The organism is Phycisphaerae bacterium, from assembly GCA_024102815.1.
Classification (GTDB): Bacteria; Planctomycetota; Phycisphaerae; order UBA1845; family UBA1845; genus JAGFJJ01.
Genome location: JAGFJJ010000031.1, coordinates 31,714 through 52,655 on the forward strand (window position 1 = coordinate 31,714; position 20,942 = coordinate 52,655).

At 63.6% G+C, this 20,942-nt stretch carries 17 protein-coding genes; 13 read left to right on the forward strand and 4 right to left on the reverse strand.

Annotated features, from left to right (window positions below; all coding sequences use genetic code 11):
• Positions 1-42 precede the first annotated feature (42 nt).
• The 9 genes from J5J06_07655 to J5J06_07695 all read left to right on the forward strand — a co-directional run bounded on the left by J5J06_07655 (position 43) and on the right by J5J06_07695 (position 10,013).
• Positions 43-1,185 carry a phospho-N-acetylmuramoyl-pentapeptide-transferase gene (locus J5J06_07655; GenBank protein MCO6436946.1) on the forward strand — a complete coding sequence of 381 codons (1,143 nt, stop codon included), beginning with the start codon at positions 43-45 and terminating at the stop codon, positions 1,183-1,185.
• A 28-nt stretch (positions 1,186-1,213) separates the two neighbouring features.
• A complete protein-coding gene (locus tag J5J06_07660; GenBank protein MCO6436947.1) occupies positions 1,214-2,440 on the forward strand; it encodes a cell division protein FtsW in 1,227 nt (408 codons plus the stop codon).
• Complete coding sequence (locus J5J06_07665; protein MCO6436948.1) at positions 2,434-3,621, forward strand: UDP-N-acetylglucosamine--N-acetylmuramyl-(pentapeptide) pyrophosphoryl-undecaprenol N-acetylglucosamine transferase; 1,188 nt, start codon at positions 2,434-2,436, stop codon at positions 3,619-3,621. Before J5J06_07660 ends, J5J06_07665 begins: the two co-directional genes overlap by 7 nt.
• Positions 3,622-3,747: 126 nt before the next feature.
• On the forward strand, positions 3,748-5,136 hold the full coding sequence (gene murC / locus J5J06_07670) for a UDP-N-acetylmuramate--L-alanine ligase (protein ID MCO6436949.1): 1,389 nt from the start codon (positions 3,748-3,750) through the stop codon (positions 5,134-5,136).
• Positions 5,108-6,010, forward strand: coding sequence for a UDP-N-acetylmuramate dehydrogenase (gene murB, locus J5J06_07675; protein ID MCO6436950.1), 903 nt, complete (start codon positions 5,108-5,110; stop codon positions 6,008-6,010). Before murC ends, murB begins: the two co-directional genes overlap by 29 nt.
• A 17-nt stretch (positions 6,011-6,027) precedes the next feature.
• Positions 6,028-7,002 carry a D-alanine--D-alanine ligase gene (locus tag J5J06_07680; protein ID MCO6436951.1) on the forward strand — a complete coding sequence of 325 codons (975 nt, stop codon included), beginning with the start codon at positions 6,028-6,030 and terminating at the stop codon, positions 7,000-7,002.
• Between the two features lie 332 nt (positions 7,003-7,334).
• Positions 7,335-8,177, forward strand: coding sequence for a hypothetical protein (locus tag J5J06_07685; GenBank protein ID MCO6436952.1), 843 nt, complete (start codon positions 7,335-7,337; stop codon positions 8,175-8,177).
• 220 nt (positions 8,178-8,397) lie between these two features.
• A complete protein-coding gene (locus J5J06_07690) occupies positions 8,398-9,222 on the forward strand; it encodes a hypothetical protein (protein MCO6436953.1) in 825 nt (274 codons plus the stop codon).
• A gap of 149 nt (positions 9,223-9,371) precedes the next feature.
• Entirely contained in the window at positions 9,372-10,013 is a 642-nt protein-coding gene (locus tag J5J06_07695; protein MCO6436954.1) for a hypothetical protein, read from the forward strand.
• A 98-nt stretch (positions 10,014-10,111) separates the two neighbouring features.
• On the opposite strand, the gene J5J06_07700 is transcribed toward J5J06_07695, so the two are convergent.
• Complete coding sequence (locus J5J06_07700; GenBank protein ID MCO6436955.1) at positions 10,112-11,656, reverse strand: cysteine--tRNA ligase; 1,545 nt, start codon at positions 11,654-11,656, stop codon at positions 10,112-10,114.
• 59 nt (positions 11,657-11,715) lie between these two features.
• On the reverse strand, positions 11,716-12,210 hold the full coding sequence (locus J5J06_07705; protein ID MCO6436956.1) for a 2-C-methyl-D-erythritol 2,4-cyclodiphosphate synthase: 495 nt from the start codon (positions 12,208-12,210) through the stop codon (positions 11,716-11,718).
• Positions 12,211-12,472: 262 nt separating this feature from the next.
• Here J5J06_07705 and J5J06_07710 point away from each other — a divergent pair, with 262 nt between their 5' ends.
• From J5J06_07710 to J5J06_07725, 4 genes are all read left to right on the forward strand, one after another.
• Complete coding sequence (locus tag J5J06_07710) at positions 12,473-14,383, forward strand: thrombospondin type 3 repeat-containing protein (protein MCO6436957.1); 1,911 nt, start codon at positions 12,473-12,475, stop codon at positions 14,381-14,383.
• 150 nt (positions 14,384-14,533) lie between these two features.
• Complete coding sequence (locus J5J06_07715; protein MCO6436958.1) at positions 14,534-14,956, forward strand: arsenate reductase ArsC; 423 nt, start codon at positions 14,534-14,536, stop codon at positions 14,954-14,956.
• Between the two features lie 57 nt (positions 14,957-15,013).
• Positions 15,014-15,490 carry a tRNA adenosine(34) deaminase TadA gene (gene tadA, locus J5J06_07720; GenBank protein MCO6436959.1) on the forward strand — a complete coding sequence of 159 codons (477 nt, stop codon included), beginning with the start codon at positions 15,014-15,016 and terminating at the stop codon, positions 15,488-15,490.
• Between the two features lie 93 nt (positions 15,491-15,583).
• Entirely contained in the window at positions 15,584-17,320 is a 1,737-nt protein-coding gene (locus J5J06_07725) for a glycosyltransferase family 39 protein (protein ID MCO6436960.1), read from the forward strand.
• On the opposite strand, the gene J5J06_07730 is transcribed toward J5J06_07725, so the two are convergent.
• Positions 17,312-19,258 (reverse strand): hypothetical protein, encoded by a 1,947-nt coding sequence (locus J5J06_07730; GenBank protein MCO6436961.1) that lies wholly within the window; start codon positions 19,256-19,258, stop codon positions 17,312-17,314. The genes J5J06_07725 and J5J06_07730 overlap by 9 nt on opposite strands.
• Before the next feature lie 84 nt (positions 19,259-19,342).
• Positions 19,343-20,893 (reverse strand): hypothetical protein, encoded by a 1,551-nt coding sequence (locus J5J06_07735; GenBank protein ID MCO6436962.1) that lies wholly within the window; start codon positions 20,891-20,893, stop codon positions 19,343-19,345.
• Positions 20,894-20,942: the final 49 nt, after the last annotated feature.

Below are 20,942 nucleotides of genomic sequence, written 5' to 3' on the forward strand. Positions count from 1 at the left end.
GTGACCCCGTGACCGGCGTCCATCGACAAGCGGGGTCGGTTTGTGCTTTATCAGCTGCTCACGCATCTTTTTCAGGGACGCCATTACGCGTACGAGAATCCGCTGTTTCGCGGCGCATGCGCCGCGGTCCTTTGTTTCGTGCTCCTGCTGATTTTCCTTCCTTCGGTGATTCGCCTGCTCATTCGCTGGAAGCTCGGCGATCGACCCGAGTTCGATCACGCTTCCCTCAATGAACTCACCCGGGACAAGAGCAACGTTCCCACGATGGGGGGGCTGGCCATACTCGCCGCCGTCGGCCTGGCGACGCTGTTGCTGGCCGACATCACGGGCTTCTACGTGCAGATGGCGCTGGTCTGCCTGGTCTGGCTCGGCGTGCTCGGCGGCATCGACGACTGGCTCAAGCTGACGGCCAAGAAGCGGGGGACCTCGCGCGACGGGCTGAAGATGTACGAGAAACTTCTGTTTCAGCTCGGGCTCGGCGTCGTGCTCGGCTACTACATCTTCGAGCACGGCAGCCACAATCTCGCCGTGCTGAGCCCGCTGATTTCCTCCGAGGAGGTTCCCGCGTACCGCGTCTTGACCGTCCCGTTCTACAAGGCCGGCGTCCAGCTCAGCGCCCTCGCGTTTATGCTCGTGACCGTGGCTGTGATGACGGCCACCTCCAATGCGGTCAATTTTACCGACGGCATGGACGGCCTGGCATCAGGCTGTGTCGCCCTCTGCGCGCTCGTATTCGCGATTCTCTCCTACGTCGTCGGTACGCAGAATCTGGCCCACAAGCTGCTCATGCCCTACGTGCCGCAGTCGGCGGAACTGGTCGTGCTCTGCGGGGCGATTCTGGGGGCGAGCCTCGGCTTTCTGTGGTACAATTGCCACCCGGCGCGGGTGTTCATGGGCGATACGGGCGCCCTGGCTTTGGGTGGACTGATCGGCTACGTGGCCGTCGTGACCCGCCAGGAAATCATGTTGCTGATCGCCGGCGGCGTCTTCGTGATCGAGGCCATGTCGGTGATCCTCCAGATCGGGTATTTTCGGTGGACCGGCGGACGGCGCCTCTTTCGCGTCGCGCCCATTCATCACCACTTCCACGTCGGCGGCTGGAGTGAGCCGCAGACGGTGGTGAGGTTCTGGCTCATGGCCGCCATGTTCGCGGCACTTGCGCTGGCGACGATCAAGCTGCGCTAGGGGCGCTTGTCAATCACGGAGGATGATCATGCTCCTTTCAAACGGGGCGGCGGCGCGACGTGTGGAATCGCTCATCATCGTGACCGTGGCACTGGTCGTCATCGGACTACTGGCGGTCATGTCGGCTACAACGCCCGTGGACCGCGGCATGTTCAGCATTCCCATCTGGCGAAGCATCTTCGGCCGCCAATTGATCTTCGCCGCCGGCGGACTCGTGCTGCTGGCCGCGACAGCACGGATTTCCCCTTGGATTCTGGGTAGAACGAATCTCTGCCGGGCGCTGGCCGTCATCGCGGTTCTCGTGGCCGTTGGGCTTCTGGTGGCGACGTTGATTCCCGGGTTTGCCGAAACGCGCCGCAATTCCCAGCGCTGGCTCCAGATCCTGCCCATGTGGGGCGGGATTGGCCTGCAGCCCTCCGAGCTGGCCAAGCTCGCCATGGTGGCGATGCTGGCGGCGCTCCTCAGCCTCCGCTTCTACGACGTGCGCTCGTTTTTCCGTGGATTTCTTCCCGCGGCCGGTGTCATTGCGCTTTGCGCGGCGCTCGTTGGTTTCGAAGACTTCGGCACCTGCGCCCTCATCTTTGCCGTGGGCTTTTTGACGCTCTTCGTCGCGGGATGTCGAACCTGGCACTTGGCGCTCACCGGGCTGGTCGGCGCCGGCGGGCTTGCATTCCTCGTCTTCCTCAAGCCCTATCGTGTGGAGCGGCTCACCTCATTCCTTGACCTGTGGGCGGATCCTCGCGGCAGCAGTTACCAGCCCGTGCAGTCGCTGATGTCCATAACAAGCGGGGGTTGGCTGGGCAGCGGCATCGGGGCGGGAGTCCAGAAGTACGGCTACGTGCCCGACGGGCATACCGATTTCATCTTCTCGTTGATCTGCGAGGAAACGGGCATCGTTGGTGGCGGGCTGATCCTTCTGTTGTTTGTCTTGTTCATTCTGGTGGGCTGGTCGACCATGCGTGCGGCCCGAACGCCGCTGGAGCGCCTGCTGGCGTTTGGCCTGACCGCCATGATCGCCGTTCAAGCGCTGTTGAATGTCGCCGTGGTGACCGTTGTCGCACCCACGACCGGCATACCGCTGCCCTTCATCTCGGCCGGAGGGAGCGGGCTTGTCGCCAATTGCTTTGCGGTCGGCGTCCTGGTGGGCATCGCTGCCCGCGCGGGGCTGCCGGAGTCGGAACGGGAGGAACTCCTTTCAGCGTACTCCGCTCAACCAGCTGAACCGGCCCGAAGGGAGGGGTTTGTCTTGTGCTGAGTCCCCCTTCGGGAACTGTCGATGGCCCCGTCTTCGCCTTCGCCGGCGGAGGCACCGGAGGCCACCTCTATCCAGCGCTGGCCTTGGCCCAAGCCCTTCGCCAACACTGGGAAGACGCCCGCTTCGTCTTCTTCGGCTCAAGCCGTACCATCGATCGCCAGATCATCGAGGGCGCTGGATACGATCTCTACCCGCAAGCCCTCTCCGGTTTCAGTGCTCGCCCCTGGCGGTGGCCTAAGCTCGCTTTCGACATGTTAAGAAACGCCGTGCGCTGCCGGGCATGGATGAATGCCCTCCGCCCCGACGTGCTCATCGCTTCGGGTGGCATCAGCGCCCTCCTTCCGGCGTGGGAGGCCCGGCGTCGCCGGATACCAATTTTGGTGATGAATCCCGATGCCATCCCCGGCCGGGCCAACCGCCTTCTCGTTCGACGAGCGAGCCTCGTCTGCGTGCAGTGGGGCGAATCCATCGCGCAGTTTCCCGCGACGGTTGAACTCCGTGTCACGGGCTGTCCGGTCCGATCGCGATTCAACGAAGTCGATCGCCACGCAGGCTGTGCGGCTTTCGGCCTGGACCCCAATCGCCGCGTACTGCTCGTAACGGGCGCTTCGCTGGGGGCGCGCACGTTGAATCAAGCCGTCGTTGCCGCGCTTGATCTGTTCGCCCGCCGAACAGACTGGCAGATCCTCCACCTGACCGGTACGCTCGATTTTGAGACCGTTCGCGCCGCCTACCAGCAGAAGCGCGTAGACGCCAAGATACTTGCCTATACCGACGAGATGCCCGAGGCATTGGCCGCGGCCGATCTGGTCGTTTCCCGCGCCGGCGCCTCTACGCTTGCTGAAATCACCGCGGTAGGACGGCCGTCGATCCTGTTGCCCTATCCATTCCATCGCGACAACCACCAGTTTGCCAATGCGCGATGTCTGGTGCGCGGCGGGGCAGCGCGCATCCTGGGCGATCGCATCGATCCAGCGATCAACGGTCCGGCGCTGCGTGAGCTGCTCGCCCAGTTGATGGACGATCATGCCCAGCGTGAACAGATGGCTGCCGCAGCTCGGCGTCTGGGGCGTGGACATGCGGCGCAGGAAGTCGCCAACTGTATCGCGGAGCTACTCGACGGGCGCTTGAAGGGGGTAGCCTGTGAATCGTTGAAGCGGCAACCCGTGCTTGCCCGATGATCCTTGGCGCTCGGGCTTCGCGGATTCATTGAATGGACGTTTATCACGGCTCTTGCGACAGGGAAGTCCGGTCGCCGGCCGGGAAGGGGACACACGGGCGTGGTGCTCAAGGCGTTGGACGGCTCCGTGGGAAGATTCTCAGTGGACGGGCTGCATGTCCACATGATCGGTATTGGCGGCTGCGGCATGTCCGGAGCCGCCCGTATTCTCCTGGGTCTGGGCGGGCGCGTTTCCGGCTCGGACATGACCCCCTTTGACGGCATGGGGGAATTGGTCGCCCAAGGCGCCACGGTACACATCGGCCACGCCGCCGCCCATCTTCCCGACACCGCCTCGCTCGTCGTCATCAGCGCGGCCATTCCCTACGACAACCCCGAGCTCCTCTACGCCCGCGAGCGCGAGCTCCCCGTTTTGAAATACGCGGAGTTGCTCGGCATTGTCATGGACCAGCTGGAGGGAGTGGCCGTCGCCGGCACCCACGGCAAGACCACAACCACGGCCATGTGCGCTCATCTGTTCCGCACGTCGGGACTTGATCCGTCGTTTGTCTTTGGGGCGACTTCGGTCCAGCTCGGCGGGGGCAGCGGGTTGGGGAAGGGTCCGCACCTTGTTGCGGAATCGTGCGAATTTGACCGTTCGTTCCTGCACCTTCGCCCCCGGCTGGCCACCATCCTCAACATCGAGCCCGATCATCTGGACTGTTACCGCGACATCGACGACATCGTCGATGCCTTCGGCACCTTCGCCTCGCATATTCGTCCTGATGGCATACTGCTGATTCACGATGCCGATGCCCGCGCCCACGACGCCGCCAGGCGCGCTCGAGTTCGCGTGGAGACTTTCGGGTTTACCGCCGATGCTGACTGGCGGGCCGTCGATCCGGCGGCGAACTGTGGCTGCTATTCTTTCGAAATTCACCACCGGGGTCGTCGCCTGCTCCAGGCGCGGCTCGCAGTAGCCGGCAAACACAACGTTCTCAATGCGCTGGCCGCCGCGGCACTGGCCCATCATGCCGGCGCCGCCGTCGAGCCCATTGCCGAAGGACTGTCTTCCTTTGCCGGTGTACATCGCCGCATGACCCTGCGCGGCAAAGGCGCCGGCGTGATCATCGTCGATGACTACGCCCATCATCCGACCGAAATCCGTGCGACGCTCGAGGCCGCTCGCGGCCAATACCAGCCCCGTCGACTCTGGGTCGTCTTCCAGCCCCACCAATATGCCCGAACCAAGCACTTCATGGACGAATTCGCTGGCTCATTCGGGCTTGCGGATGAGATCATCATTCCGGATGTGTACGGCGCGCGCGAGACCGACCGCGCGGTTCTTTCCCAGGGGTCCGAGGAACTTGTCTTCCGCATCCTGCTTCGTGGCGGTCACGCGTGCTACATGAGCTCACTCAATCAGGCGATCGAGCATCTCATTAAGAATGTGACGGAAGGCGACCTGGTCATGACCATGGGCGCCGGTGACGTATGGAAGGTAGCCGATGAGCTGGTGGCACGAATTTGCCGATAGCGTCGAGCTGGACGCACCCCTCGGACCATTGACGTGGTTCCGCGTCGGCGGAAGGGCCGAAATGCTCTGCCGGCCGCATTCCGTTAATGCGCTTGCGGAAATTGTCCGTCGCGCGCGCGAGCAGGACGTGCCCGTGCGAATTCTGGGCGCCGGCGCCAACGTGCTTGTCAGCGATGACGGTGTCGATGGCGTCGTGGTCCGCTTGGATAGCGCCGCATTCCGTGAAGTCCGCAGCGAGGGCGATGCGCTTCGCGTTGGTGCGGGCGTCGATCTGATACCTTTCGCCCGCCGTTGCAGCCGGTCCGGGCTTTCCGGATTGGAATGCATGGCCGGGATCCCCGCGTCCATCGGAGGTGCCGTGCGTATGAACGCCGGGGGCCGCTTCGGGGAAATCAAGGACGTCGTGCGCGAAGTCGAGGTCCTCACGGCCGAGGGACATCGTCAGTGCTGGCCCGCCGAACGGGTCGGCTTCGGCTACCGCCACACGAACCTCCGCGACGAAATCGTCCTGTCCGCGACCGTCGAACTGCGTCGCGACGATCCCGAACGTGTAAGCGGGCGCTTCGACGAATGCCACGCCTATAAACAAAAAAGCCAGCCGTTGTCGCAGCAGAGCGCGGGCTGTATTTTTCGCAATCCGCCCGGTGCATCCGCCGGGGCGCTGATCGATCAGGCCGGGCTCAAGGGAAGGAATTGCGGCGGTGCCCGCGTTTCGGAAATTCACGCGAACTTCATCGTCGCGGAGCCCGATACGCGTGTGGCCGACATCCTGCGATTGATTGAACTCATCCGCGAGCAGGTCCGCCGCTGTTTCTCCGTCGAGTTGCAGCCGGAAGTGGAGATTTGGGGAAAAAGGAACCTGGCCGTTTGTTGAGGGGGAGTGGTAAACCTATGTCCAAGATGGCGGCGAAACCGGCCCATGAGATTCCCTCGGCCGGGTCGGAGAGCAAACGCAAAACGATGAATATCACCGTGCTCGCCGGCGGCCCCGGAGCGGAGCGGGATGTCAGTATCCAGAGTGGCCGGGCCGTCGCCGAGGCGCTCAGCCGTCGAGGCCACCGGGTTACGATCAGCGATATCTCCCCCGATGACCTGTCCGCGCTCGAGCATCCCGCGGACTTTGTCTTCATCGCCCTTCACGGCCAGTTCGGCGAGGATGGTACGCTCCAGGCCGAGCTCGATCGGCGCGGACTGCCATACGTCGGATGCGGCGCGCAGGCTTCGCGTATCGCCATGGACAAGGTCCTGGCCAAACGCGCCTTCGAAGAGGCCGGCGTCCCCACGCCGAAGTATGTGGTCATCGAACAGGAAAACGATCTCGCCGCGCTGTCGGACTTTCCCGTTCCTGCTGTGGTCAAACCGGCCGCGTCCGGCAGTAGCGTGGACACATCGATTGCCCGCGATCGAGAAGCCTTGCAGACCAAGGCCCGACACCTCTTCCGGCAGGATGGAAGAGCTCTCATCGAAGCGTACATCGTCGGGCCCGAACTGACCGTGGGCATTCTCGGCGGCATGGCGCTTCCCGTCTGCGAGATCCGTACCCGGCGAGAATTCTACGACTACCACGCCAAGTACGTCGACGAAAACACCCAATACCTCTTCGATCTCGAACTTTCGCCCGATCTCGTGGAGCGCGTTCAGGTCGTCGCCCTTCAGGCTTTTCGAGCTCTGGGGTGCGAGGTGTTTTCACGGGTGGACGTCATGATCGATCGCGAAACACAACGTCCCTATGTGTTGGAAATAAACACGATTCCCGGCTTCACGAGCCACTCCCTCGTTCCCAAAGCCGCCGCGCGCGTGGGCATCGAGTTCGACGAGCTCTGCGAACGCCTCGTGGAAATGTCCCTGCGTTGCCGGCGCGGATGATTCCGGCAGTCCGTGGCGACTGTCTTCCGCAATGTCGTCTGCAGGGAATCGTGCATTCCAATACTGCCAACCGCGTTCGCCCATGACATTCGGCCATTGCGTTCTTGCCGAAACCCCTCTGACGCCGATAGTAGTGATTTGCCGACATTGCCCGTCTTCGCGCGATGACTTTCGATGAGCCATAGGCTCCAGCCTTTGTGATCTGGAGGAAGTTCGCGAGGCAATGCAATGTCTTCCTGCGGGAGTTTGCACTGGCAATTGAAAACATGGCTTGGCGGCGTAAACAACCGAAAAAGGGCAGGCCGAAACAGCGCCAGCAACGAACCTGGCCGGTGAATCCTGCTGCGCTCCTGCCGTTGCTTCGCGTGCTGCTGCCCGTTCTGTTCGCAGGCGGTGCGCTCGGCGGCGCGGCCTACGGTCTCGTGCGTCTGGAGCGGACGTTCCACGATTCTCTGTTGGCGCGAAGCGACCGCGCTCTCCCTGTTCTTGTCGATCTGCCCCCCGTGCTCGTGCCCCTGGCCCGATCCGATCTCGAACAAGCTCTCCAGCCCGTGCTCGACGGCGATTGGACGGACAACCAGTTCTGCCGTCGTGCGGCGGCGGCGCTGGCCGATGTTGCCTGGGTACGGTCCGTCCGCCACGTGCGCCGCCTCAGCGATGCGCGCCTCGAAATCAGTTGCGACTATCGCCAGCCCGTCGCCTTCGTTCGCCACGAGGCAACGTATTATCTTGTCGATCACGAGGCCGTCCGCCTTCCCGGGCGGTATCCTTACGACCCCGGCCTGCCACTCGTCGAGGGCGTGGCGGAGTCTCCGCCGCAGCCCGGCGGGCGCTGGCTGGGAAGCGATCTCCGGGCCGGGCTCGCCACGCTGGAGCTTCTCCTCAAGGAGCCTTATGCCGCCCAGATCTACGGCGTAACCGTGGAGAACTACGAAGGCCGGCGCGATCCCCACCGTGCCCACCTCGTGCTCATGACCGATCAGCCCGGGGGACGCATCGCCTGGGGATCGGAGCCGGGCATGGAAATCGAGGAGAACACGGCCGCACAAAAAATGGCCATACTCAGGGAAAACTACCGCCGCACGGGGCGAATCGACGGCGGCTATGCCGTCATCGACGTTACAACATTCCCCGACCGCTTCGATGTGGTTGCTTCGGAGGTTTCGGGCGTATAGTCCCGTGGGCGACGAATCCGGGCGCGCTCCGTTTTACCCCACAGGCGAATATTGGCGGCCGAGCCGCGAATATACGCTCCGTGGAGACGGGCGAAGCCGCTCGTCGAGGATGCGAATGGGCGAACGGAGCGACGGCGGCCGCGCACCCGGGAGGGTGTTATCGTGCGGCGCCGCTCACTCGCCCGGGTACAATGGATCAGCACCGAAAGCAGGTGGGACCATGACGACATTGCAGCCCTTTTTCGATCAATTGAACCTTTACCTGTCCGGCCAGGCGACAGGGGGCTTTGATGCCCGCATGTTGCTCATCGGGGCATTCGCCCTCGTTGGCGGAGGACTCCTCAGCGTATTCGGCGCAAAGCTGGCGCGCGGGGGCCTTACGGTGGCGCTTGCGCTCGGAGGCATGACGATCGGTGCGGAGTACGGCGCTCGCCTTGGCCTGCCCGGCCCGGTGGCGGCTATCCTTGCCGGAGCCATGCTCGGTACCATCGGTTTCCTGACTTTCCGACTCTGGGCGGGCGTGCTCACCGGACTGGTTGCCTGCGGTGTGGCCATAAGTGTCTTCGGATATCGGGAAGTCGCTCCCCACGCGGCCGATTTCCAGCCGTTGCCCGTTCAGGCCATGACCGTCCAGGCGGGCGTCGAGTCAGGCGCGGATGCCGTCGTGACCCCGTCCGGGGAGTTGATTCCCCCCGCTCCAAGGGAGTGGATGCAGCAATTCTGGGCTTACGTCCGTTCGCAGAACGCCTCTCTTACCTCAGACGCCGAACCTATCATCGCCGCAGCACTGCTGGTGGGCCTCTTCCTTGGCGTGCTCGCGGTCCGGGCGATGCTGATACTGTCGACATCGTTGCTGGGAACGTCACTCATTTTCGGCGGAGCGATAACCCTGCTGGGCCAGGTATTCCCTACGTCGCTGTCCGCAATGGAACGCAGCCCGGGAGCCGTCGGCATGGCCCTGGGCGGATTCCTGGTCAGTTCACTCATCCTGCAGGCGCTGCTTACGCGAAAGCGCCCGGAAGGCGAAGCCGAGCGCTCCAAGTAATCGGACGTTCAACGAGCGAAGATATCCTATGCTTGCGGAGAGGGTAGGCTCGGCCGCCGCCGAGCGACCCTGGGGATGCTCCGCGCCGACCGCCGGTGTGGAACCAGCATGCCGGGCGTGCGCCGAATCGGGGACTGAGTGCCCGCGGCATGTCGAATGCCGCAATCGGGGACATACCTATGTTCACCTCGTTGAACGACTGGCTGATCTTCCTGCGCAATTCCGACCCACTGCTCGGCGTGCCTATGGTCGTGGTCGGTGCTTCGCTATGCCTGTTCGGCTGGCGGCTGTGGCGATTCTGTGTGGTAGTATCTTTTGCATTGATCGGCTACGGCGTCGGCGCCGTGTTCCTCAGCGGGCGCCCGGATCAGTTGTGGTATACCATTCCCATCGTGGTTGGCCTGGCGGCCTTGAGTTATCCGCTGGCATCCTATGCCGTGGCCGTGTTGGGGGGATTGCTCGGCGCGGCCCTCGTTTCGCATCTCATGGCCGATCTTCGAATCGATACCTACGTTTACTGGATCATCTGCGCCGTGGCCTTCTTCGGCGCGACGGGATACGCCCTGATCAACCGGCGCCTCGTGGTCATTCTCGTTACCGCCGCAATCGGGGCCTTCCTTGTGCTGTCCGGACTTACCGCATTCCTCATGGCATCACCGAGCATGTACGGCTCCATGCGCTCCGTCGTCACCAGCAGCGTGATCGCGCTGCCCTTCGTGATGCTCGTGCCCACGGTGATGAGCTGCTTCTACCAGGTGGCCGAGGTAAACCGCCTGCAAGTGGAATTGTGATCGACGGAGCCTCCTGTTCGAGCGCCCGCAGGTCGCACGTTCCTTGCCGGTTATTCCAGTCCCCGGCAACCACCCTCCCGGAACATTGGTCCGCTCCATCATCCCACGCGCCAGATTGTCCCGTCCGGTCGGTCCTCCAGCGTGATCTTGCGCTCCGCCAGAAGGTCGCGGATCAGGTCGGACGTTTCGTAGTCCTTCTTGTTCTTGCGCAGGTGCTGGCGGATCTGGATCAGCACCTGCATTACCGCGTCAGTCAGTCCGTCGTCACCGGCGGCACGCTTCGCCGCGGGTTCGATGAACATGCCGATCAGCCGCGCCGTGGCGATCAGCCGTCCCGTAGCGTTGGTGGCGTCGTCGAGCAGTTCTTTCGACCCCCCGGACTCCAGCTTGTTCTGTTCGATGAAGCGGTTGATCGCCCCGGCGAAATCGAACAGCGCCGCCAGCGCCCCGGCCGTGTTGAAGTCGTCGTTCATCGCCCGCACGAACGCATCAACGTGCTCCTTGCTCGCTTCCGAAAGCGTCGCATCAAGAAGCTGGGCCGCCGACCAGCGGGGTTCGTCATGCTTCGGCGCGCCCAGCCGATCCGCCGCCGTGTAAGGCGAAATTCGGGCGATGCGCTCCACGCGCTCGAACAAGCGGTAGAACGTATCGAGTCCCTTGCGCTTGCTTTCGATTTCCGCGTCGGAGTATTCGATCGGCCGGCGATATTGCGTGCTCAGGACAAAGAAGCGGATCAGCTCTCCGGGATACTCGTCGAGCAGCACGTGCAACGTCATCTTCCGCAGCGCCGCCTGCATTTCCGGATCGGTATCCGACTTGGCGATCTTTTTCGATTCACCCTTCTTCGTGTTGATCCGCGTCAGGCCATTGTGCATCCAGTACTTGACGAAAGGCCGGCCCGTCGCGCACTCCGACTGCGCGATCTCGTTCTCGTGGTGGGGGAAGATGAGGTCCATGCCGCCCCCGTGGATGTCGAACGTCTCGCCGAGATAGCGCATGGCCATCGCGGAACACTCGATGTGCCACCCGGGGCGTCCGGGACCCCAGGGTGAATCGAACTTGACCTCGTCCGGCTCATCCGGCTTGGACGCCTTCCAGAGGGCAAAATCCCCTGCATTGCGTTTCTCGCCGCTCTGCAAATCGCGCTGGCCCTCCTGCTCCTCCACGCGGCGATTGGATAGCTTCCCGTAGTCGTCGTCCTTGGTGACATCGAAGTACACGTCGCCGCCGGATGGATACGCGATGCCTCGATCCACCAGTCGTTGGATGATCCCGATAATGTCTCCGATGTGCTCCGACGCCTTGGGCATGAGGTCGATGGTGTCGATGTGGAGACACTTCATTGCCTTCATGTAATCGGCCGTAACGCGCTCCGCCAGTTCCAGCGTCGTGCAGCCCTGCTTGTTCGCCTCGACAATCAGCTTGTCGTCCACGTCAGTGACGTTGACCACCCACGTCACCTTGAATCCGCACCAGGCCAGGTAGCGCTTGATCGCGTCGAAGATGATCGGGCCGATGGCGTGCCCGAGATGGCTCGGCTTGTAGACCGTCGGGCCGCAAAGGTAGATGCCCACCTCGCCCGGGCGCATCGTCTCGAACGGCTCCTTCTTGCGTGTCAGCGTGTTATAGACCGTCAGGTTCATGATTCCGCTTCCATTCCGCGATAAGACGCGTCATGCCGCAGTGGCGTCCAGTTGCGCCGTCACGGCAATTGGTTTCCACGCGATTCGATTTCCACGAGCGCCACGGCCGTGCAGGCCATGGCCTCGCCCCGGCCCACAGGTCCTACGCCTTCGTTCGTCTTGGCCTTGACGTTCACGGCGTCTGCTGACAGACCAATCAACTCCGCCATCGACGCGCCCATCTTCCGCTTGAGGTCGCCTAACTTGGGCGCCTCGGCGTGGACAATGACGTCGAGATTGACAGGGCGTCCGCCACGCTCGCGTACGCGTCGAACCACCTCGACCAGGATCAACTTGCTGTCCGCGCCGCGATATACCGGATCGCTGTCCGGGAACAGGTCGCCGATGTCCGGCAGCCCGGCTGCGCCCAGGAGGGCGTCGGCCACCGCGTGCAGCACAACATCCGCATCGCTATGTCCGATAAGTCCGAGCTCGAAGGGGACCTCGACGCCGCCCAGGATCAGCCGACGTCCCGCGGCGAGCCGGTGCAGATCATAGCCGATTCCCACGCGCAGCATGGCGTTCGTTCCTCAAACGAAGGGGTAAACGCTATCGGCAACGCGTGGGTGATTCAAGCCCGCCATTCTCAGGGGCGGGACCGCTGTCGCACCGCCTTCTCAATGCTGTTTCGCAGCCTGGAACATATCGGACGGGGACGACAACCCTTGCTTTGACCCTTAACATGGACATAAAGTTGCCTGAAAGGGGGGGCTTACGCTCGGGTCGTCCTTGGCGCCGGACCCCTCCTTGTTCATCCCCAGCTTGGGAGAACCTGTAATGCGTCGTGCTTCGACTGTGCTCGGATTCTGGCTCACCTGCGGATTGGCCTTGGCCGTGGCCGCGGTTTTCATCCCCGGTTGTCCGCCGGCGCCGCCCTCGAACGGCAACACCAACGGCAATACGAATGGCAACAACAATGGCAACGACAACACGCCGGGTGAAGACGCCGATGGCGACGGCGTGACCGATGCCGCTGATCTCTGTCCCGACACGCCCGCGGGCGCCGAGGTCGATGCCGACGGCTGTGCCGATACGCAACGTGACACCGACGGTGACGGCGTATTCGACGCCTTTGATGACTGCCCGGACACGCCCGCCAATACCACGGTCGGCAACGACGGGTGTCCGATTGACGATCCCGACCTCGACAGCGACGGCGTGCCCAACGATCAGGACCTTTGTCCCGGAACGCCCGCGCGCGTCGCGGTAGATGCCAACGGCTGCTCCGCCGCCCAGCGCGATACCGATGGCGACGGCGTCAGCGACGCGGATGACGATTGCCCGCGTACCCCGGCCGGGGCGGATGTCGACGCCAACGGATGCCGCATTACTGCCGGCGGACCCGACTCCGACGGTGACGGCGTCAACGACGACGTGGACGACTGTCCCGATACCCCCGCTGGCGCGACTGTGGATGCCACCGGCTGCGCGCCCAGCCAGCTTGACTCTGACAACGATGGTGTGACCGATGACGTGGACGTGTGCGGCGGCACCATGGCCGGTGCGACGGTTGACGCCCAGGGATGCTCCGCCGCCCAACGCGATACCGACGGTGACGGCGTCAACGATGCGGTCGATCAGTGTCCGGATACGCCCGCCGGCACGGCCGTGGGCGCTGACGGTTGCCCGACCGGCGGTGGGGGTGGCGGAGGCGGTGGCGGCGGCGGAGCCGTCTGTGGAAACGGCGTGGTCGAAACCGGTGAAGGTTGCGAGCCGCCCAACACGCCGACCTGCGACGCGAACTGCCAGATCACCAGCGGCGGCGGACTGGCCAACAACAGTTGCTCCAGCCCCACGGCCATTGGCGAAAGCACGCGCCAGTACAGCAACGTCGGCGCCACAACGGACGGACCAGCCGACTGCACGTTCTTCGGCAATGCTCAGACCGATTCGGACATCTGGTACTGTTACACCGCCACCTGCACGGAGCAGGTCATCGTCAGCCTGTGCGGCAGCCAATACGACACTAAGCTCGTTGTCTACAACGGATGCGATTGCCCCACCGGCGACCCGCAGGAGGTCGAGGCTTGCAGCGATGACGCTTGCGGCAACGGGAACGAGTCGCGCCTTACCATCTCAGCCGTTGCGGGTCAGCAGTACCTGATCCGCGTAGGCGGATTCCGGGGCGACCAGAACAACGACCAGGGTGCCGGCACGTTAACGGTTTATTGCGAAAGCGACCCCAACCGTGGCGACAACGCCTGTCTGAACAGCCAGGGCGATTGCTTCGCGGGGCATATGGGTGCCGGATGCGAAACGACGGAAGTCTGCACGAACACGTGCAACGCGGACCCGTACTGCTGCGACACGCTCTGGGATGACCTGTGCGGGGAAAAAGCCGACGGTATCGTCAATGGTTTCCCCTCATGCTCGCCCGCGTCCGGTGCCTGCGAAGTGGGACGGGCCACGCCCGGCTGCAACGACGTGGACTGCTGCCAGGCGGTCTGTGAACAGGATCCGTTCTGTTGTCTGACCCAGTGGGACGGCGTCTGCGCCGCGGAAATCGGCCCCGTCTGCGCATTGTTCCCGGCCTGCGGCATGGGAGGTAGTTGTTTCGAGGCCAATGCTCTGGTCCCGGGTTGCGACAACGCCGCCTGCTGTGCGCTGGTCTGTGCCCAGGACGGCGCCTGTTGCACCGACGGCTGGGACGAGATCTGCGTGAACGCGGCCACGACCCTTTGCCGTTAGAAACAGACTCGTCGCGTCTGCGATTGCAAAGCTCGGTAAAAGCGCTACGATCCGGCAGGAGCCTTGTTCCTCCTGACCGGATCGTTGCATGTGTTGACCCAGAAAAAAGCGATTCTCTTCCTCTGCACGGCCAACGCCTGTCGTTCACAAATGGCGGAGGCACTGCTCCGTCATCTCGGCGACGAGGACTTCGAGGCCTACAGCGCCGGTTCGCGTCCGGCCGGGTTCGTCCACCCGCTGGCGCTGGACGTTCTCGAGCACCTGGGTGTTTCCGCCGATGGCCAGTTCTCCAAGAGCTGGGACGAACTTTCCGACTGCCGCTTCGACGTGGTGATCACGCTCTGTGACGCCGCGGCCGACCAGCCCTGTCCGGTCTGGCCCGGCGCGCCCCTCCGTGCCCATTGGCCGTTGCCCGATCCCGTATTTCATCAGGGTACGGATGAAAATCGTCTGGCGTTCGCCCTGCGCGTCGCGGATCGCCTACGCACGAAGATCCAGGGTTTGATCGACCTTGACTGGTCCCTCCAGCAAGCCAACCTTCAGCAACGGCTGGAGTTTCTGGGCGAAATCTGAACCATCTGCCGAGCCGCGCGGCGTTTACGCGCTGGACCGCGAACCATGGATACTGCAATGCTGTTGGACTCCGCCGCCGACGAACGTTTCATGCGTGCCGCATTGGACGAAGCGGTCAATGCCCTGGAGGAGGGCGAGGTGCCGGTGGGTGCCGTCGTCGTTTCGGGCGGAAAGATCATCGGCAGGGGGCACAACCAGCGCGAGACGCTTCGTGACCCCACCGCCCACGCAGAAATGATCGCCCTCACCGCCGCCGCGGCCGCGCTCGATTCCTGGCGCCTCGAAAACTGCACGCTTTACGTCACGCTTGAGCCCTGCGCCATGTGCGCCGGTGCCATTGTACTGGCACGACTCCCGCGACTGGTGTACGGCCCCGACGACCCCAAGGCAGGCGCCTGTCGTTCCCTGTTCGAAATCCCCACGGACCCTCGTCTCAACCACCGTGTTGATCTGACCGCCGGCGTCCTGGCCGATGACGGCGCTTCGTTGCTGCGGGAATTCTTCGCCCGTCAGCGCGCCCTGGGAAAAAAGTGAGGGCTCCGCCTGCGGAAGTGACCGCGAACTGCTGCTGGAGCCGGCTCGCTCTTATCGCCCTGTTGGACGTCTCCTCGCATCAATGATATAGGTATGCCCGCGAATCAGCCGGGTCGCGCATGGCGCGATGATGCGACCGGTACGGATTCCATTCCCGTTTTCAGGGCCAGCTTCGTGACCTCCCGTCCGCCGTCCGGATCGATTGCCTCTGCGAAACCGCGACCTCGCCTGACCACGCTCGCAGGGATCGTGATCGCCGCTGGTCTAATCTGGCGCGTCATGCAGTACGCTCTTGGCCTGCCCGTCTGGGGTGACGAAGCCTTCGTCGGCGTGAACTTCCTCATGCGCGACTTCGCGGGCATGATCAAGCCGCTCGTCTACGGGCAGATCTGTCCGCTCTTCTTCATGTGGGGCGAACTGGCCGTAAGCCGAGTTCTGGGCTACTCGGAGTGGGCTCTTCGTCTTCTGCCATTCCTTGTGGGCTTGGCCGGCTTGGCGCTCTTCATCCGCTTCGCCCGACACGTTCTCCCCCGCACTGCGGCGTTGATGGCCATTGCCATCTTCGCCTCATCCTATTTCATTGTCCGCCATGCCGCCGAGATCAAGCCCTATTCGGGAGATCTGCTGGTCTCGTTGGGTCTGATTGCGCTCGCCGTCGCCGTCGCCGAGCACCCGCGCTCCTGGGTCCGCTGGGCCGGGCTGATCCTGCTTGCCGGCGCGGGCATCTGGAGTTCGTACCCCTCGATGTTTGTCGGGGGCGCGGTCGGTCTCTACTTGACGGCAAGACTCATCCGCATGGGGTTTCCGAAGGGGTTTCTTGCCGGATGGCTCCTCTTCGGATTGGTGCTCATCGGCAACGCCGCGTGGATGTACTTCGCGTATGCCAAGCCCCACGCCGCTCAGGCGGCCGACGTTTTCGAGCTCGCCAGTTGGCAACGCGCGTTCCCGCCGACGGACCGTCCATGGACCATTCCTTTCTGGCTCCTCTACATCCACACGGGCTACCTTTTCGCCTATCCGCAGGGCGGCCACCCGCCGGGGAGCATCATCACGCTCTTGCTTTTCCTGGTGGGCGCCTGGCGACTATATCGCAAGGATCGCGATCTGCTTCTTCTGCTCATCGCGCCATTCGTTCTGACCTTTATCGCCGCGGCTTTGCATGCGTATCCCTACGGCGGATCGGCCCGCGTCGCCCAGCACCTTGCCCCGCCCATCTGTCTTCTAGCGGGGCTGGGGCTCTCCGTCCTGCTGCGCGCCGGCCTGCGAAACCGCCGGCTCCGGCTGGGCCTGACCGTCGCCACAATTGTTTTTACCGTGATTCCCGTGGCCGGAATTGCCCGAGCCATCATCCAGCCCTACAAGTCGGAAGAAGTCTATCGGCGGCGTCAGGCGGTCGAGTCGCTCGTTGAGCAAACCGGTCCCGCCGACCGCTGGGTCCTGTTCAACAGCATTGACCGCAACGACTACGCCCCCTGGCTGGGCGACTGGCGCGGCATCGGTGCCCAATTCCTGTTCGATGTGATGCGCTTCGCGCCCGTGGAGGTCAGATACTCGCCCCCGCCAGACTCCGTGCAGCGCCCGCCGGACGGTACCCTTTGGCTATTCGTCTACTATGCCAAGCGAGATGACAAGGAAAAGATGGTTCCCTTTTCCGATGAGCAGCTGGAGGCTTACCTGGGCAACATCTCGGCCCGCCTGGGACCACCGCAGCGCGAGGAAGTCGTCTTTGTCGATCGCAAGAAAGCCGGGGGGGAAAAGAAGGAATCGCTGATCATCTACCGCTGGCCGGCCAAGGACGGCCCGGTATCCGCAGACTCCGGCTCAGGCTGACCGGCGATCCGGACCGAAAACGACTTTGCCGCAGACCAGGAGCACCATCGCAAACACGACAAGTCCCCAATCCGAGGTCGTCGGGATCGCCTCGGCACAGCCGGGGGCATAAACGCGGTCATCCACGTTCGCGCATTGGTCCACACAGTCGGCCACGGTGTCGCCGTCGGAATCCACGTCCGCCACGCCGCACCCGCACACCCCGGGATCGATCTTGTTCGGGTCGAACGGGCATGCTTCGTCGGAGTCGCACGCGCCGTCTCCGTCGCGGTCGTCCAGGAAATCCACCGGACACGGGTCGCACACGTTGCCCTTGCCGTCGCCATCGATGTCGGCCTGGTCGGAGTTCGTGGACATCGGGCAGTTGTCGCAGGCATCGATTACGCCGTCGGAGTCGCCGTCCGGGTCGCACTCGTCTGGCCGGTTGTTGCCGTCGCAGTCCTCGCTCGTGCCCGCCGCAACATCGCACGAATCGATGTTGTTGTTGCCGTTGCAGTCCAGCGCGGGATCATCGGCCAGCTCGTCCTCGTCGGCAACACCGTTGTCATCGCAGTCAAACCCGATGCGCAGGAAGTAGACGTCCTGCTCACCGTTGAATGTGGCGCAGTAGGCTAGGCTGGCCCCGTGCCGGTCGGAGACCATATCGTAGTAGTCCCCGATCTTGTTCTGTCGAGGCCATCCCAGGTAACTGTTGAAGGGCGGCGTGACCGGCACGTTCGCCGACCAGGTCTCGCCAAAGTCGAGCGAGTAGCTGTAATAGACTTCGCTGATCCTGAAATCGCCCGAAGCCCGCGTATCGTTCCAGATCGCGTCGATCCGTCCGTTGGGCGCCACCGACATCGTCCCGAACCACTGCCACGCGCCCGATCCGGCGTCATCATTGACCGGCACCGGCGCGCTCCATGTCACTCCGCCGTCGGTACTGCGCACGAACATGACGTCGAGCGGATCGCTTCCCGGCGGGTCCACGGACGCCAGGAGGTAGACGTTACCCCGCCCCGGCCCTGGGGAATTGTCCGTGGCCACCCAAACTTGCCCGAGAAGCCCGCCGGGGTTGGGACCGGTGGAAATCCGCGTGAGCCCGCCGATATTGACGGAATTCGCCCAGTCAAACGTCGGGGCAGCGCCCGGGTTTCGCGCGTTGGTCGATCGGGCGATGGTCGCCCCGACGCCCGAGATGTAAACCTCGCCGTCCGGGCCCACGGCGACGGTTCCCCAGTACGGCGCCGTGGGAATCGCCAGGATATTCGGATAGGTCAACCCTCCGTCCACGGACCGGGTGAAATCCCGCCCCGAGCAGCAGCTGTATACCCGATTCCACGTCGTGTAGATGTTGCCGTTGCCGATCCCGCCCGTGGTATCAATGTCCATCCAGGTCTTGTCCCCGCCCCGTGCGGGGATCGGCCCGGCCCAGGTGGTGCCACCGTCGCCGGAGATGAACATCTCTGCCGAAAGGATGCTGCTCAGGCTGTAATAATAGATGTTGCCCAGCGAGTCCGCACCCAGCACCGGATCGCTGCGAAATTGCCCCGGCTGAAGCGAACCGGGGAACGCCCACGTCGCGCCGCCATTGCGGGTGTAGGCATATCCCGCCTGCCGGAAGTCCGACGCAATCGTGTCGAACTGCCGCCATCCGATGACGATGACGTCGGGGTCGGTCGGATCGACGGCCAGCGAAGGTTCGTTGGCGGCGTCACCCGGGATGTTGGTCTGGTTCGGCCGGACGTTCACCTGCACGCTGCGAAATCGTCCGCGGTCCACCGTGCCGAACCGCTCGACGTAGGTTCCCGGCGGATCACCCGGACCGGGCATGTAGGGGTCGTGGTGCGTTTCCAGGAGCTCTGTCGGCGGGGGCTGACCGACGGGTTCATCGCCTCGACTCACCGCGCCGGCGAACATCAGGACGACGGCGGCAAAACGGACCGTGTGATGGCTCATCGTGGGAGCTCCGGTGGGGTTCCATCTTGATACCATAAACCCCGCCCGCGCCGATTCTGTTCCCGTTTCCGACCTTTTCTTCGACTATTCGGTGGGCAGAGTTGCTGCATAGGCGCCAAGCTCGGCCGAATTCGCCACAGAATAGTCGAGCAGGTCCGTAGATGGCATGGGGCTTCCCGGGTGCCCGAAACGAATCTTGTGCAGGAACTCCCACGGATTGTCCACGGCGATCGTTCCCACGTACCGCGGGTTGGCCTCGCTGCCGAAGTTGATGCCCGTGCCGGTCCCGCCGATTCCGTCGGCCGGGTCGTGGCACGACGCACAGGCCTCACCATACCAGATGCTCCCGAAGAGCTGGGAACCAACAAAACGACCCGTTTCGCAGGTCTCCCCGCCAGGGCAATCGCTGCTCATCTCGCAGGACTGGTCTGTGCTGCTGCAACGACCGATGTACTGCCGCGTGTCCACCGCGCCCTCGATGGAGAACTTCACCAGGTCCCACAGGTCATCGTCGGACAGCCCGTACGCGGCCATGTTGTGCCCGTTGGGCAGCGCCGCCGAGGCCGGCTGCTTCAGAAGATCGAAGATCGCTTGGGCCGGCAGGGTTGTGTCGGCGATCCCCGCAATGCCCGTAAAGTGCGTCCCCGAACCGTACACTCCGTCAGCCCCGCGGTAATCCCACCCGTGACATTCCTTGCAGCGGAACGTCGTGCTCCCGCTTTGCTGTCCCGCCACCGGATAAAGTGGATGATTGCCCGTCGGTGTCGAAACGCCGGCGACGCGCCACCAGCGGTCGTAGAGCAGACCTCCGCGAATGACGTTGGCGGTGATGTATCCGCCCGGCGTTGTTGCTAAAGGTCCATCAATCCCCACGATCCACGCCGCGTAATCTTCCAGTGACACGCTTCCGTCATTTCCCGCATCCATAATGCCGCAGATTTCCGAGAGCGGGCTCGTCGTCCCCAGGCAGTTCTGTAACGCCGCCCAGTCCTGAAGGTCGAAGTCCGTGTCCGCGTCAGCATCGCCGGCCGTGGTGGGATGAGACTTCTGCGTGTGCGCGTAGTAGTTATCCAACTCGATGTCCGCGCCCATGCCGCTGCGCTGCGTGGCCAGCGCCGCCAGGAACACGTCGATTTCGCCCTGGTCCACGCCCGGCGCCTGCCACTGAAGAGCGAACGAGGCCGAGCTGCCGTTCATGATCCAGTCGGTCATCGAATTCTCATAGCCGGCTTCCGAATGCGTAACATAGTTGGTATCGGGCGGAAACGGACCCTCCGCCGTGAAACGGGTATTGACCGCGTCGCTGAGCAGCAGTGAGCCGGCATACGTGAAGCCGTCCTCAACGCTGATCTCGAACCCCGCTCCGATCTGGTCTGCGTCGGTTACGCGCACGGTCAGATCGTACGTTCGATTGAGGATGTACCGTTTGGGCATGCCGATCAGTTCGATCGTTCCGTGCCCCTCGTTGAAGAAATGACATTGCGTGCAATTCTGGCCCGGCGCGCCGAGAAGATTGAGACTCTGATAACCGCCGGAGTAGCCCGGGCCGGCGCCCGTCGGCCGGGCCCATGTAATCGAGCAGCAGGCCGCGACCGCAAGCAGAGCGGTCGCGGCGCGCAAGTGGCAAATTGACATCGCGGATTCCCCCCTTGAGACGGTCCCGACCCTTGCCTGGACCGCATTT